This window comes from Kitasatospora sp. NPDC047058, assembly GCF_040643935.1.
GTDB lineage: Bacteria > Actinomycetota > Actinomycetes > Streptomycetales > Streptomycetaceae > Kitasatospora.
Genome location: NZ_JBEYVJ010000188.1, coordinates 1 through 13,758, shown reverse-complemented (window position 1 = coordinate 13,758; position 13,758 = coordinate 1). Strand labels below are relative to the sequence as shown.

Sequence of the window (13,758 nt, the reverse complement as noted above, 5' to 3'; positions counted from 1 at the left end):
CCTGCTGGCCGGTCCTGCACCCGCAGCAGCAACAGCTCCTGACGCGGATCGGGATCACCACTGCCGCGGCCTCGGTCCCCCAGCGGCCCGGACGCAACCCCCCCGGTCTGAAGCACGCGACCGCCCATGCCGCCGCGCACGGCCACCTCGCCGTCGCGACCCACGCCACCTGCGACGGCTTTCCCCTGGGGAGATGGCTCATCGCCCAACGGGCGAAAGCCCGCAGCGGGCGTCTGTCCCCCGCCACCCAGCAGGCCCTGACCGCGCTGGATCCCTGGTGGAACCCGCCCTGGGACTTCGCCTGGCAGCGCATCTATCAGCGGGTGCGCGCCGACACCACAGCACCCCAGGCCAAGGAATGGATCCAGCAGCAGCACTGGGCCCAGCTCCACCCCGAGGAGCAGGCCCTCCTGACCGGCATCGGAGCCGTAGCGCCCTGACCGGTCCCCCATCCGATGGTTGGTAGGGCTCCGCCGCTGCCTGGCTCGCGGGGCGGGGGGCGAACCGGGCAGGCGCCGGCGCCGATATCACGGCGGCGGGCTGGGCGGAGCAGCTTCGTCGGGGCTGCGCTCGGACGGGTGGCGCGTAGCGGTATCGCTCTATCTGCGGGTTTCTCACGTATTTGACTGGCCGTCATGGTGGACATGGGCGTGCGTGTACCGGACGTGCCGGGAGGCGGCTTCGAGGCGGTCTTCGCCGTCGGCGGGGTTCTTGAGCAGGAGCGGTGGGAGCAGGCTGCGGCGCGGGTGCGGTTCGAGGAGCTGCGTCCTGTGTCGGCGTTCCCGGTGGTTCCGGGCAAGCGGTGGGGGCCGGGCTGGTGGTGGTCGGCGACGACCGGCGGGCATGTCGCGCACGGATCGGCGGCCATGGTCGTGCAGTTGATGCTGCTGGACCGCGACCCGCAGGTGGTCGCGATGGCCGGGCGCCCGGTGCGGATGCTGTGGCGCGATGTGCGGGAGAGGGGGGTGGTGCGCTCCTGGGTGCCGCAGGTGTTCGCCCGGTACGCGGACGGGACCGGGCTGCTGGCCGACTGCCCGGGCACTCCCGGTGCGGGCGGGGTCGCGGCGCAGCATGCGGCCGCGGCACTGGGGCAGGCGTGTGCGCGGGTGGGGTGGGTGTACCGGCGGCTGCGGGCGCCGGATCCGGTGGTGGCGGGCAATGTGCGGTGGCTGGCGGGGTACCGGCATCCGCGCTTTCGCGGAGCGCAGCGGGTGGAGGCGGCGGTGTTGGAGGCGTTCGCGTGTGAGCGGCCGCTGGTGGAGGGGGTGCGGGCGGTGGGCAATCCGCTGGTGGTGCTGCCGGTGGTCTATCACGCGCTGTGGGCGCACCGGCTGCGGGCGCCGCTGGATCGGCCTCTGCACGGCGGGGTGCTCGTCGGTCCGGGCCTGGAGGCAGGCCCGGCCTGGGCCGGGTCTGTCGTCGGAAGCGGCAGCGTGGACGCGGGCTCGGGGGTGGGGTGGTGAGCCGGGCGGCGGGGAGCCGGCCGGTGCTGGCGGCGGGTGTTCATGTGGTCTTCGAGGGCCGGACCTGGCAGGTCGTCGGCGTGCTGGGGCAGCAGGTGCGGCTGGTCGCCGAGCAAGGGGAGGCGGTGACGCTGCTGGCGAGCTACCTGTTCTCGGCCGATGATTTCGCCCTGGTCGGCGAGGCGGTGGCGGCGGTGCCGCAGTGGGGGCTGTTCGCGACGGTGCCGTTGCGCGAGCAGGAGCGCGCCCTGGCTTGGCAGCGCCACATTCGCGAGGTGGAGACCGGACTGCTCGACGTGGCGGCGGACGGCGGGCGGGCGCCGCGCCCCGAATACGACCCGGCCACCCGCACCCTGGCCCAGCGCGAGCTGGCCAAGGCCCAGGAGCTGACCGCGACCGGGTTCGGGAAGACCGCCCGCACCACGGTGCAGCGCATGCGCCTGGAGTACCGCAAGAAGGGCTTGTGGGGGCTGGTCGACCACCGCACCACCCGCACCTACAGCCCGACCGGGCGCGCGGACGAGCGGGTGGTGGCGGCGGTCCTGGAGGCGATGCGGCGCCAGCGTGGCAGGTCGAAGGGCACGGTCAAGGGGCTGCGGCAGCTGACCGCGCAGGTGCTGGAGGAGCGTCACGGCCCCGGCGTCGTCAAGGTTCCCGCGCAGGCGACGTTCTACCGCCTGGCAGCTGCCTTGGCCGACCCCTCCGAGCGGCCGGGCGGCCCGGCCCGCACCGCCAGCAGGCCCGCCCGCCCCTACCGTCCGAGCCGGGTGCTGCGGCCAGGCGAGCAGGTCATGCTCGACACCACCCGCCTCGACATCCTCGCGGTGTTCGACAACGGCACCACCGGCCGCCCCGAGCTGACGATCGCCCTCGACGTCGCGTCCCGCTCGGTGCTGGCCGCGGTCCTGCGTCCGGCCGGGACCAAGGCGGTGGACGCTGCCCTGCTGCTGGCCGAAATGGCCACCCCGCATCCTGCGCGGCCGACCTGGCCGCAGGTGCTGCAGATGTCGCGGGCGCCTGTGCCGTACGACCTGCTGGTGGACGCCGACACCCGGCTGCGGGACATGGCCGCCCGGCCGGTGGCCGTGCCCGAGACGGTGGTCGTCGACCGCGGGCGGGTGTTCGTCTCCGAGGCGTTCCTGGCCGCCGCCGAGACGCTGGGCATCAGCGTGCAGCCCGCACCCCCGCGCCAGCCCGCCGCCAAGGGCCCCGTGGAGCGTACCTTCGGCTCCATCAACAGCCTGTTCTGCCAACACGTCGCCGGCCATACCGGCTCCGACCCCACCCGGCGCGGCCCGCGCGCCGAGACGGAGGCGTTGTGGAGCGTGGCGCAGCTGCAGGACCTGCTCGACGAGTGGATCGCCACCGAGTTTACCGACCGTGAGTTGTGCTGCCCGTGATGTCCGTCTGGGCCTGTGACGTGGACGTCGTGGGCTCGTTTACCGACTGAGGCCGGGACGTCCGTCATGTTCCGGAGTCGGTACGGAGGACGAGTGGCACGGCACGTCATCATCGGGGACTTGAGGGTCCAGCAGATCGAGCGGAAAGGCGGGCGGAGGTCGTGGACGATCCTCTGGCCCGAGGGCTCGGTCCATGTCGAAGCTGACCGGTTCCTGCGCCAGCACGACGGCTCGGGTACGCAGCGGACCTACGCGTATCTGCTGGTGGACCATCTGCGCTGGCTGGAGCGTGAGTGCCTGGCATTCAGCGCGGTTCAACTGCGTGACCTGGAGCGGTACATGGGCATGGTCGGAGCTGAGGTCTGCATGCCGCTCGGGGAGCCGTGGCGAGTGGGTAAGCGCCCCTACGGCCGGTCCGCCCTGTCTGCAGCGGCCTCCTGCGTGAAGGGCTTCTACCTACACCAAGCGTCCCTCGGCGTCAACGTCGAGCTCGGCGAGAAGCTTGACGGCACGCGGCTGCCGTCGCGGGTGGACCGGCACCGCTCGCTCCTGGGGCACGTGAAGACGGCCATACCCGCGAACCCGCTCGCGCCGAAGGGACCGCACCGCCGACATCCGAAGATGCTGCCGGACGGTTCTCGCGAGCGACTGCTAGAGACGGTGAATTCGGCCCGGGACCGGCTGCTGGTGACCTGGCTGGCGGACGGCGGGCTGCGGATCGGCGAACTCTGCGGGCTGCACCTGGTGGACCTGCACCTGCGCGAGAACGCGGCCTGCGGCGAGTGCCGCAGCCCTCACCTGCACGTCTGCCACCGGTCGGACAACCCGAACCGGGCCGAGGCGAAGACCAAGCACCCCTGGCGGGTCGAGCACGGCACGGTGACCGGCGGGCTGGTCAAGCGGGTCAGCCCGGCGATGGTGCACACCTACTTCGAGTACCTCACCGGCGGTGAGTATCCGCGCGCTGCCGCCGCGCACGGGATGCTCCTGGTCCAACTCCACGGCCCTGGGACCGGGCAGCCGTGGACACCGGTCGGGGCCCGCCGGATGCTCGGCCGTGCCGGGAAACGCGCCGGCCTGGGCTTGGTGAAACCTCACGCCTTCCGCCACAACTTCACCAGCGCGGTTCTCGACGCATCGGACGGCAACCTGCTGATCGCCCGCGACGCCGGCGGCTGGGCATCGGCCGCCACAGTTGACGAGGTCTACGGCCACGTCGACGTCCACGATCCCGCTTTCGATGCGGCCCTGCGCACGGTCTGGGGTGAGCCGAAGTGACCGTGACGACCCTGTTGCCGCAGCAGGACACCCGCACAGGCCGGGACCGGCTGGAAGCCCTTACCGCGCTGATCAGCACCCCGTCGTTCGACGCCCTGTTCCGCCCGGACATCATCAAGATTCCGCCGAACCACCCCGTCTACCGGTGGAACTGCCTCGCTGCGGACTGCGAGCGGTCCACGATGGGGCACGGCGAGCTGTGCTCCACCCACGAGATGCACTGGCGCGAGCACCGCGACCGCGGAGGAACGCGAGCCGAGTTCCTGCGAACGACACCGCTTGTCGGTCCCGGGGAAGGAGTGGAACAGCGGCCCTGCCGGATCTGCCCCGACCGGCCAGCCCGCCACCTCACCCTGAAGCTCTGCCACTACCACGAGTACCGCTGGTATCACCATCGCGATCGCCACGGCGACCAGGCTGACTTCGACGCCTGGCTCGACGATCAGCACATGCTCCCCGGCTTCGGAGGCTGCCGGGTCCGGGTCTGCCCGGAACTGGCGGACTCCCCGCTCGGACTGTGCTTCCGCCATGAGCGCCTCTACGGCAAGCAGGGCAGACCAGGCGGGGCGACCCTGCCATCCCAGTGGGGCAACCGCTACAGACGTCGCGGCCTGGCCGCGCCGGTCAGCTATGGGGACGAGCACACCTTCCAACGCTGGTGCGCGATCGCCCCAGCCGTGCTCCGCCCCGCGCAGGTCAACCTCCGGGGCCTGCATCCGCTGCTGCGGGCCGAGATCAAGTGGGGCATGTTCGCCTACACCCAGAAGGCACACGGCCGCTGGGAACTGGTCACCTGGCAAGGCCTGGCGAACTTCGCCCGAGAGCACGGCCTGCGGTCGCTGACGGACACGGGTCCCGAGGAGGAACGGCTTCTGCAGAAGGCGGTCAGCCGCGAGGCAGTCCACATCGTCCGGGCCGTGACTGACTGGTTGCACCCCCTCTATGTGACGCCGAGCGAGACGCGTGAGCTCGGATACATCCTCACCGAGCACTTCGGGCGGAAACTCACCGGCCGCTCGGTCCACATGGACCTCACCGGCGTCACCCAGCGGTGGCTGCGCGACCTGATCTGGGACCACTTGGTCGCGATCCTGCGATCTCCCGGCTGCCCGCGCAGTGGAGGCACCTTCGACGACATGCGCCGAGCCAGTCTGGAACTGAGCACCTTCCTGGAACTCCACGCTCCCGCCGGCGGCCACGACCCACGGGCTCTGACGGCCGACCACATGCACCAGTTCGTCGCCGACCAGCGGCAACGCGAGCGGGACGGCCTCGCCTCGCTGGCGGCCAGAGGCCTCCACGGCAAGCCGTCGATCGTGACCGCCAACACCCGACAGCGCGTCTTCCACCGCACCCGGCGGCTCCTGCGCGGGGCACTGGAGTCGGGAGAGGCCGAACGCCTCGGCCTGGACCGGGCCTTCATCGCGGCCATGCCCGCCCCCGGGCGGATGATCAGCCGCTCTCGGCAACCGTTCGCCGACGGTGTTGCCCGCGCGCTCGCCGACGAGACCAATCTGAGCTTGCTCGCCGAGACTCACGACCCGTTCGACCGCGGCCTGCGGGACGCCTGGGAGACCATCCTCGTCACCGGCCGCCGCTGCGGAGAGGTCCTCCAGCTTCGCCTGGACTGCCTCGGCCGCTACGGCGGACTGCCGATGCTCTGGCACGACCAGACCAAAGTCGGCAACTACGACCAGGCCCTGCGGATCCCCGAGCGGGTCCACCAACTCCTTGAAGCCCGCCAGCACAAGACCCTGACCCTGTTCGAGGCCCGGAACAACCGGCCGCCCGCCACTGAGGAACGCGCCCGCATGGCGATGTTCCCCACCAACATCCGCAACCGCGACGGGCGTCGGCCGCTGAGCTACAAGTGGTTCCACAAGGGCTTCAAGCTCTGGATCGACGACCTCGACATCGGCCGCGGAGTTCCCCACCAGGCCCGCCACTCGCTGGCGACCAGCCTGCTGCGGGCCGGCGCGACCCTGACCCACGTCCGCCGCTACCTCGGCCACGTCTCGGAGCGGATGGCCGAGCACTACATCCACCTGACCCAGTCCGACCTGGAAGACGTCCTGCAGCACGTCTGGGTCGCCGGGCCCGGGACCGCCAGCCCCGGCGAAATCCTCACCGAACCGACGACCCCGCTCACCCGCGAGCAGGCCCAGGCCATCGCCGTCGACTTGTCCCGCCGTAGCACCCCGGCCGAGGGCGGCTTCTGCACCTTCCAACCCGTCGTCGACGGCGGTGCCTGCCCCTGGAACCTGGACTGCCACAACTGCGACAAGTTCGTGCTCTCCGGCGCCGACCTGCTCTACTGGCGACGCAAGCGCGAGCAGTGGCGGCTGCTGGCCGAAGGCGCCCCCGACGACACCACCGCCGACTACCTCCACCGCTACTTCGAACCCACGGCCCGCGCCATCGACGGCCTGGAGAAAGCCCTCGCAGGACTGGGCCTCCTCGACGACGCCCTCGCCCTGGACCTGCGCAAACCCCAGGACTACTTCCAGCGGATCTGGTCCACCGCGTTCCGCGCAGCCGACCTCGCCGCGGCTGGTTCCGAGGGCGCGGACGACATGGCAGGGCAGGTCGCATGAACACCGGCACCGTCCCCCGGGCCCGCACCGCGGCGGCCCTCGCCGCCCGGCACCGCAAGACACAGAGCGCGCTCGGACGCGTCCGCGAGGCCATCACCCGTCTCCGCCGGGAAAAAGCCCCGGTGAGCGTTGCCGCTGTCGCCCGCCGCGCGGACGTCTCCCGCACTTTCCTCTACGACAACCCCGAGGCCAGAGCCGCCGTCGCCGCAGCGCTGGCCGAGGCCGGCGACCAGCGCCACCGGAGCCTCGCCGAGGAGGAGGATGATCGTGAGGCGACCTGGCGCGAACGCGCGCTGAACGCCGAGGAGGCCCTCAAGGCCGCCCACGCCGAGATCCGGTCCCAGCGCATCCGCATCGGTGAACTCCTCGGCCAGGTCCGAGACTTGCGGGCCGAGTGGACAGAGGAGACCGTCCAGCGGATCACCACCGAGAACACCACCCTCAAGCAGCGCGTCCGCCAGCTCACTACCGACAACCGCACCCTCGACGAGCGGCTCAAGGCCGCCCGCTCCAACCTCCGCTTCCAGGACCGCCGCGTCGCCGACCTCGAAGCCCAGATCACCCAACGAGGTCGAACTACGACCTGATGTCGGAGCTGGAACCGCTCACCGCCACCTCGCCCCCGGGTCTGGCGGTGAGAAATCCACTGCCCCGCACCGCCACCGTCCACGCTGACCGCTCGTCGCTGGTCGGCACCATCAGACGCCAGCCGCCCGCGAACAGGACCCGAAGGACCCCCTGATCGGAGACCCTTACCTCGGCAACGACCTGACGCAACAGCTCAGTCGCCTTGCCGAGGTTCGTCTGGGGCCAGGCCGAGAGCCCGTATGCCCGCTCGTCAGCCACGAGCTCCGCCCACGAGCACAGCATGATCTCGTTCGACCCGATGCGGAGCCGGAGCCGATCGTCGATGACGAGTTCTCCCACACCCAGCCCACGGAACGCAGGCACTCGCCAGCCATCCTCCACGCGCACTATGCCCTGACTCATGGCGACACCGTATCGATCAACCCACCCTGGTCACATACGGAGGGCGCCCAGACCGGCGCCTACCGGCTCGCCAGCACTGGCACGCGCGGACAGAACTCGATGGTCAGCGGACCCATCCCGTTGATCAGAGGGCGATCGGCCGGAATCCGAGCACCTCATCGACGATCTGCTCTGCAGAGGCGTCCCGCAGATCGACCCGGGGATGGAAGATCAGATCCCTGGCCCGAGGATGCAGCACGTTAGCTTCGAGAAGTCGCAGGTAGTAGTCGCTCCCTAGTGCTCTGACCGCATACGTTCACCGGGTGAGGGCTGATCTGGGCTGTGGGCTACGGTGATCGCCGAATTCAACGGTGGTGTTCGAGTGGGGAGGGTGGCATGGCAGTGATCGAGGTTCCGGGCCCTGAGCCGGAGTGGGAGACGGCTCCGTCGTACCAGGGTGGGAAGCGCAATCCTGCCTTCCAGCAGAGCATGTGGGAGTTCGCTGCCAGCTCCTTCCAGCTGGTGGCAGGGTTGAAGCCGCCGCTGGAAGCACTTGCGGCACGGTTGCGTCTGACGCTCGAACGAGGTTGGGAAGACCTCGGGCCCGTAGACGTCGCCATGTTCCGTGTCGAGCGGGTCGACTTTGCCCTGAGCAGGCTTGAAGGAGCGGCCGTTCCCGACACGTTCGTCTGGGTGAGCCGCTCGGCGGACGACGTGGAAGGGGCGCTGGACATCCTTCTCAAGGCCCTCGGCCTCGACCGCCAGGCGCTGGCGTTCCGTGGCACCGTGGAGACGGGCTTCGAGGTGCTCGACGGCTCCACTGGGTGAGCGATCCCGCCGAGGCGGCCGTCACGCCGCTTCGGTCAGCCGTCTTCCTCCCCAGCGGACGCCCTTCTCCCCGCGAACCCGTGCCCGTTCCCTGCGCTGGGCGTCGAGGACGTCGGGGTGGCGGGCGTTGGCGTTGCGCCAGCGCAGGTAGCGGTGGAGCGCGCGGGTCTGGACGGTGTGGTTGGAGTGGTTCGAGTTGGCAAGCGTGAACTGTCGCAGCGGTCCGAAGTGTGCCTCGATCGGATTCGCCCAGGAGGTGTTCGTCGGGGTGAAGCACAGGTGGACGTTGTGGTCGGCGGCCCAGCGGCGGATCTTCTTCCCGTTGTGCGCGGAGAGGTTGTCCAGGATCACGTAGACCGGGGCACCGTCCGGGCGGGCGGCCCGAATCGACTTGAGCGCGGCCAGCGTGTTCGTGGTGCCCTTGCGGCGCCGGTTGACGCCCCACAGGGTGTCGTCGCCGACCGAGTAGCAGCCGTGGAAGTACGTCACTCCATGGGTTCGCTTGTAGGTCGCGGGCAGGCGGTCGGGCTTGCTCTGCTCGGCCCAGCAGCTGCCGGCGGTGGGGCGGATGCCGAGCGGACCGAACTCATCGAACGCGAACGTGCGGTCCGGGAAACGATCCAGGACGTGTTCGATCCGGTCGAGCTTGGTGTCGTAGTCGGGATCGGTGGACTCCTTCCACGTCTTGGTGCGCTGGAAGGTGACGCCGCGTCGGGCGAGCAGACAGCGCAGGGCCTCGCGGCCGACGCGGATCACCCGCCCGTGGACCCGACGGAGGTAGGCGAGCAGTTTGCGGATCGACCAGCGGGTGAAAGGCTGCCCGAGCTTGGCCGGGCGGGTGGTGGCCGTCTTGACGACGAAGTCCTCGTCGTCAGGACTGAGCAGGCGGGGACGGCCTCCCGCCCACTGGGGGTCCAGGCAGGCCAGGCCGATCTCGTTGAACCGGTGGATCACGTCCCGCACCGTGTCCTCGTCCGCCTGAACCAGCTGGGCGATCACCGGCACCCGGTTCCCGCCGGCCGAGGCCAGGAGCATCATCGCCCGTCGGTAGCGCACCGTGTTCGTGCTGCCTCGCCGCACCATCCGCTGTAACTGCTGGCCCTCCTGATCGGTCAGCCTCCTGACCCTGACCGGCTCCGCCACCACGCCCCCAACCCGTTGGATGTCCGCTACATCCAACCCGTTCCGGCTCCGCCACCGCCAACCCGGTGAACGTTGTCGGTCAGAGCACTAGGCAGCCAGTCCGGAGCCTGCGGACGATCTCAACGAGCTCGTTCCGGGTGATGTCGTCAACGCGGGGACGAGCCGGACGGGCAGCCTCCGTCGCGAACTCGACAAGGCTCCGGCTCGCGTCACACTCAGCGAAGTCGACAGCCACATAGTCATGGCCCGTCCTTGCGTTGAAGGCCCTGATCGCCGCATCCGCGCTCTCCGACCGGGACGTCACCAGGTCGCCGATTCGCTCGATCTCGCAACTGAGCTCGTTCAGCCGCTGCTGGCTCACGGTCGGGGGCGTCAGCTCGGGTCTCAGGTCCACACCTCGAATTATGTCGTCGGGCTCCGACACGCCGGCACCGTCGACGACCCTCCGATGAGAGCACCCGAATGAGCTACAGAAACGTCCCCAACTCTCCGTCACGGACATGTAGTCTATGAATCACCGCAGGTCAGAGCCGGAATGCGAGCTCCCTCGGTCGGTAAAAGGGTCTGGCAGAACCGGCCCCACGAGGGACTGCGCCACCCCGGCATGCCCGCCGTCGCGCTGTCCCCCAACGAGATGTGGGGCGCGCTGCTCAGCGTCTGCGGCCACGTCCCGCTCCCGCTGACCGGCGCCGACTACGTCGAGCTGCTGCCCGTGGTGTGGAAGCCGATCACCGAGCGCGGCATCCGCCTCGACCACCGCACCTACGACCACCACGCCCTCAACCCGCACCGCGGCCCTCACGACCAGCGCCAGGTCTGGGTCCGCCTGCCCGACGGCCAGTTCACGGCGGTGCCGTGGATCCACGCCGAACACGTCCACCAGCCGCTGGGCGACGACCTGTGGCAGCACCTGAAGACAGTGGTGGAGCGCCGCGGCAGCCGCGAGCAGCACGAGGCCGACCTCGCCCGCGCCCTCGACGACCTCCTGGTCAAGGTCCGCACCGGCCAGGCCAGTGCCCGAGAGCGGCACCTCGCCACCCGCCAGGCACCCGCCGCACTCCCCCACGGCCTGGACCTCGGCCCGGCCCCGGGAGAAGTCCGGATCGAGGGTCAGGACCGACGCGGGCGAGCCTCTGCCTCCGGCGGGGCCGCCGGACATCCGCTTCCGGCCGACCATGTGCGCCACCGTGACCTGGACCAGGACCGGCGGCCCGCCGCCGGTCGCGGGATCCCTGGGCCGGCACGTGCGGGAACCGGCGACCAGCCCGGCGGCGGCCAGGCTCTGGAGCCGCCCACCACGGCGCAGGCAAGCCCTGCGGGACCGCGGTTTGCGCCGTGGCAGGGCCCGAGCGGCGGCGACGGCAAGGCCATGCGGGGTGGCTGGCCGGGCGAGGAGAGCCTGGACGAGCTCGACGCCGACGAGGACGGCGAGGACCTGGACGGCCCGGGCGCGTGGCCCGGCGAAGAAACAGGGGGCGCCTTCGCCCTGTACGACGCCCGCGAGGAGGCCGAGCTGTGGTGACCGACGACCCTGTCGGCATGGCGGAGCCGGGCTTGGACGCGTCCCCCACCACGTGGGAGCTGTTTCGCCGCTTCGCCGACGACCCTCCCCCGGTGCCGCCCGGTCCCGGCGATCCACCGCGCACCGTCGAGGAGCGCCTGGCCTACCACTCCCGGTTCGTGACCGTGCGCACCCCCGCAGTCGTCAAGACCCTGCTGGAGGTGCGGACCCTGATGGCGCTGGGGCGCCACCAGCAGGCCACCGCCCGTCCCTCACTGATCGTCACCGGCCCGCCCACGACCGGCAAGACCACCACGCTGCTGGAGGTCGGCCGCACTTGCCATCTCGCCGAACAGGCCCGGGGCGGCCACGCCGCCAGCCAGGTCCCCGTCGCCTACCTGCTCGTGCCGCCCGGCGCCACCGCCAAAGCCCTCGCGCTCGAGTTCGCCCGCTACCTCGGCATCCCCGTCTCCGCCCGCATGACCCAGGCCCAGGTCGCCGCGTCCGTGTGCCACACCTACAACACTGCCGGGGTGCGGCTGGTGATGATCGACGAGATCCACCGCCTCAACCCGCGCACCAGCACCGGCGCCGAGGCCGCCGACTTCCTCAAAGACCTCACCGAGCGGATCTCGGCGACCTTCGTGTACGCAGGCATCGACGTCACCGCCACCGCCCTGTTCACCGGCACCGCCGGCGCCCAGCTCGCCGGACGCGCCGGCCTGATCGACTGCGACCCTCTGCCCGCTGTCGCACACACGAACAGCGCCAGGAGCAGCACGGGGAGCAGCCGCAACGCCGACGGCAGGAGCGGTGCGGGAGGAGGTGGCCTCAGCAGCGGCGGAGCTGCTGCGGGAAGCAGCGGGGGCGGTGCGGAAGCTGGCAGCGGCAGTGCGCTGGTCACCCGGCCGTTCCGCGAGACCGTCGCCGCGATGGAGAACGCCCTCGACCTGCAGCGCCACCGCCCGGGCAGCCTCGTACGCCTGGCCCCCTACCTGCACCAGCGCACCGCCGGACGCATCGGCAGCCTCTCCCGCCTCCTGCGGCGCGCCGCGATCACCGCCATCCTCGACCAGAGCGAGAAGATCACCCGCGCCGACTTGGACGCCATCGCCCTGGACCACCTCGCCGAAGAGCACTACCGGCCCCGCACCCCCAACCGTCGGAACCCACGCACCGGCCGCCGGACCGCATGACGATCCGCCGGACAACCACCGTCACCGCCGGCACACCGCCCCAGGGGCCGCTCGGCGGGCCGCAGGAACCGGCCGCCGGGGCGCTGCGGGTGCGACCGATGCCCCACGAGAGCACCGCCTCCTACCTGCACCGCCTCGCCCACGCCTATCAGGCCACCCCCACCGGCCTGCTGGACGCCCTCGGCATCACCACCACCCGCCCCCGCACCGCAGCCGGCAGCGCCGGCACCGCCGAGCTCCACCTCAACACCGCCGCGCTGCAGCGCCTCGCCGCTCTGGTCCGCACCCCGACCGGCGACCTCGCCCGCGCCCTGCCGAACCTGACCTGCCGCCCCGCGCCCGCACACCGCTCCCACCACGGGGCCCGGCGGGGAGTCAGCACCCGACAGGGCCGCCACCGCCGCCTGGCAGCCACTGGAGAAAAGCGAGCAGCCCGTCCGAGCGTGCCCCACCTGCACCCTGCGCCACACCCAAGGCGCCACCAGCCAAGCTCACGTCCACCCACCCGCACACCGCGCCCTGTGTCCGCGCCACCAGCACTGGAGCCCAGGCCCCGACACCAGCCTGACCACCGCCGCCCTACCCGAACTCGGCCGGGCCTGGCGCGACCACCAGCGCCTGACCCGCCACCCGAACGCCGCCACAGCACTCGGCTGGGCCACAGCCATCACCACCCGCTGGTACGACCAGCAGAGCATCCTCGCCACACGCTGGCACCACCGGCTCCAGCGCCTCGCACACGCCAACCCCCACGCCACACCCGCCGGCATGTCCTGGGCCCTGTACGCGCGGGAACTCGTCACCTACCCCGAAACGATCGTCCTCGCCCGCACCCTCGCACACCTACCCGGACAACCGCGGCAAGGACCCGCACCCCGAGCCCACCCCGCGATCACCGCGTTCCTCACCCACACCGCCCACCAGCTCGGCATCGAACGCCTCGCACCCCCACCCGACGACCTGTTGTGGACCTTCATCCACCGAACACCGACACGCAACGGCTGAACGGGCCATCCAACGCGCCCCGCTCGCCCACCAACAACCCGCACGGATGCCGGCCACCAAGCCCCAAACCGACGGGCTGTCACCTCCCGGCCGTGGGGCCTTCAGCTTCCTTGGTGCGTCAGCACGACACGCGCAGCGATGGTCTTCTCAGTGTCGGGAGCGAGGTCGAACAGCCTCATCAGCCAACTGGCTGCTAGCTTGTGGCCCAGTTCGGCGACAAGCGCGGCGTAGAACTGGGTGAGCGCGTCCTCGAGGGGCGTCCCCGCGTCATCGCGAGCGGCGATACCGGAGCGGAGCCCAGCAAGGGCAAACGGGAGCGATGAAGCGGTGATCCATGGCTGCGTCAGTGGCTGTTGTCTTTCCGGGCTTGAGTGCTGCGTT

Annotated in this window: 14 protein-coding genes; 10 read left to right on the top strand and 4 right to left on the bottom strand. The window is 71.0% G+C overall.

Annotated elements, in window-relative coordinates; genetic code table 11:
- The 6 genes from ABZ885_RS24790 to ABZ885_RS24765 all read left to right on the top strand — a co-directional run.
- Window positions 1–440 (top strand): helicase associated domain-containing protein (locus ABZ885_RS24790; protein ID WP_360192554.1); only part of this gene is annotated, 440 nt, incomplete at its 5' end.
- Window positions 441–644: 204 nt separating this feature from the next.
- Complete coding sequence (locus ABZ885_RS24785; RefSeq protein ID WP_360192563.1) at window positions 645–1,463, top strand: TnsA-like heteromeric transposase endonuclease subunit; 819 nt, start codon at window positions 645–647, stop codon at window positions 1,461–1,463.
- Window positions 1,464–1,486: 23 nt separating this feature from the next.
- The gene (locus ABZ885_RS24780; RefSeq protein ID WP_360192551.1) at window positions 1,487–2,863 is read left to right on the top strand and encodes a hypothetical protein; all 1,377 of its coding nucleotides are present in this window, start codon (window positions 1,487–1,489) and stop codon (window positions 2,861–2,863) included.
- Window positions 2,864–2,983: 120 nt separating this feature from the next.
- Window positions 2,984–4,141, top strand: coding sequence for a tyrosine-type recombinase/integrase (locus ABZ885_RS24775; RefSeq protein WP_360192548.1), 1,158 nt, complete (start codon window positions 2,984–2,986; stop codon window positions 4,139–4,141).
- Window positions 4,138–6,735: a site-specific integrase gene (locus ABZ885_RS24770; RefSeq protein ID WP_360192545.1), complete on the top strand. Its 2,598-nt coding sequence runs from the start codon at window positions 4,138–4,140 to the stop codon at window positions 6,733–6,735. The genes ABZ885_RS24775 and ABZ885_RS24770 overlap by 4 nt, the downstream gene beginning before the upstream one ends.
- Window positions 6,732–7,322, top strand: coding sequence for a DUF6262 family protein (locus ABZ885_RS24765; protein ID WP_360192542.1), 591 nt, complete (start codon window positions 6,732–6,734; stop codon window positions 7,320–7,322). The genes ABZ885_RS24770 and ABZ885_RS24765 overlap by 4 nt, the downstream gene beginning before the upstream one ends.
- On the opposite strand, the gene ABZ885_RS24760 is transcribed toward ABZ885_RS24765, so the two are convergent.
- A complete protein-coding gene (locus ABZ885_RS24760; RefSeq protein WP_360192539.1) occupies window positions 7,312–7,725 on the bottom strand; it encodes a DUF6188 family protein in 414 nt (137 codons plus the stop codon). The genes ABZ885_RS24765 and ABZ885_RS24760 overlap by 11 nt on opposite strands.
- A 375-nt stretch (window positions 7,726–8,100) precedes the next feature.
- On the opposite strand from ABZ885_RS24760, the gene ABZ885_RS24755 reads away from it, so the two are divergent.
- Window positions 8,101–8,532 (top strand): hypothetical protein, encoded by a 432-nt coding sequence (locus ABZ885_RS24755; protein WP_360192536.1) that lies wholly within the window; start codon window positions 8,101–8,103, stop codon window positions 8,530–8,532.
- 21 nt (window positions 8,533–8,553) lie between these two features.
- Here the strand turns inward: ABZ885_RS24755 and ABZ885_RS24750 are convergent, their stop codons facing one another.
- Window positions 8,554–9,675, bottom strand: a complete 1,122-nt coding sequence (locus ABZ885_RS24750; protein ID WP_360192560.1) for an IS630 family transposase — start codon at window positions 9,673–9,675, stop codon at window positions 8,554–8,556.
- A 79-nt stretch (window positions 9,676–9,754) separates the two neighbouring features.
- The gene (locus tag ABZ885_RS24745; RefSeq protein WP_360192533.1) at window positions 9,755–10,099 is read right to left on the bottom strand and encodes a hypothetical protein; all 345 of its coding nucleotides are present in this window, start codon (window positions 10,097–10,099) and stop codon (window positions 9,755–9,757) included.
- Between the two features lie 111 nt (window positions 10,100–10,210).
- On the opposite strand from ABZ885_RS24745, the gene ABZ885_RS24740 reads away from it, so the two are divergent.
- From ABZ885_RS24740 to ABZ885_RS24730, 3 genes are all read left to right on the top strand, one after another.
- A complete protein-coding gene (locus ABZ885_RS24740; RefSeq protein ID WP_360192531.1) occupies window positions 10,211–11,197 on the top strand; it encodes a hypothetical protein in 987 nt (328 codons plus the stop codon).
- Window positions 11,198–11,214: 17 nt separating this feature from the next.
- Window positions 11,215–12,372, top strand: coding sequence for a TniB family NTP-binding protein (locus ABZ885_RS24735; RefSeq protein WP_360192557.1), 1,158 nt, complete (start codon window positions 11,215–11,217; stop codon window positions 12,370–12,372).
- A 768-nt stretch (window positions 12,373–13,140) separates the two neighbouring features.
- Window positions 13,141–13,377 (top strand): hypothetical protein, encoded by a 237-nt coding sequence (locus ABZ885_RS24730; RefSeq protein WP_360192528.1) that lies wholly within the window; start codon window positions 13,141–13,143, stop codon window positions 13,375–13,377.
- Window positions 13,378–13,478: 101 nt separating this feature from the next.
- On the opposite strand, the gene ABZ885_RS24725 is transcribed toward ABZ885_RS24730, so the two are convergent.
- Window positions 13,479–13,758: hypothetical protein (locus ABZ885_RS24725; protein ID WP_360192526.1), on the bottom strand; the 280-nt coding region annotated here is incomplete at its 5' end.

What these genes read in the sequence shown, in the direction of transcription:
- ABZ885_RS24765 (WP_360192542.1), top strand. Translation starts at nt 6,732, where the DNA reads ATGAACACCGGCACCGTCCCCCGGGCCCGCACCGCGGCGGCCCTCGCC.
- ABZ885_RS24740 (WP_360192531.1), top strand. Translation starts at nt 10,211, where the DNA reads ATGCGAGCTCCCTCGGTCGGTAAAAGGGTCTGGCAGAACCGGCCCCAC.
- ABZ885_RS24785 (WP_360192563.1), top strand. Translation starts at nt 645, where the DNA reads ATGGGCGTGCGTGTACCGGACGTGCCGGGAGGCGGCTTCGAGGCGGTC.
- ABZ885_RS24730 (WP_360192528.1), top strand. Translation starts at nt 13,141, where the DNA reads ATGTCCTGGGCCCTGTACGCGCGGGAACTCGTCACCTACCCCGAAACG.
- ABZ885_RS24735 (WP_360192557.1), top strand. Translation starts at nt 11,215, where the DNA reads ATGGCGGAGCCGGGCTTGGACGCGTCCCCCACCACGTGGGAGCTGTTT.
- ABZ885_RS24755 (WP_360192536.1), top strand. Translation starts at nt 8,101, where the DNA reads ATGGCAGTGATCGAGGTTCCGGGCCCTGAGCCGGAGTGGGAGACGGCT.
- ABZ885_RS24760 (WP_360192539.1), bottom strand. Translation starts at nt 7,725, where the DNA reads ATGAGTCAGGGCATAGTGCGCGTGGAGGATGGCTGGCGAGTGCCTGCG.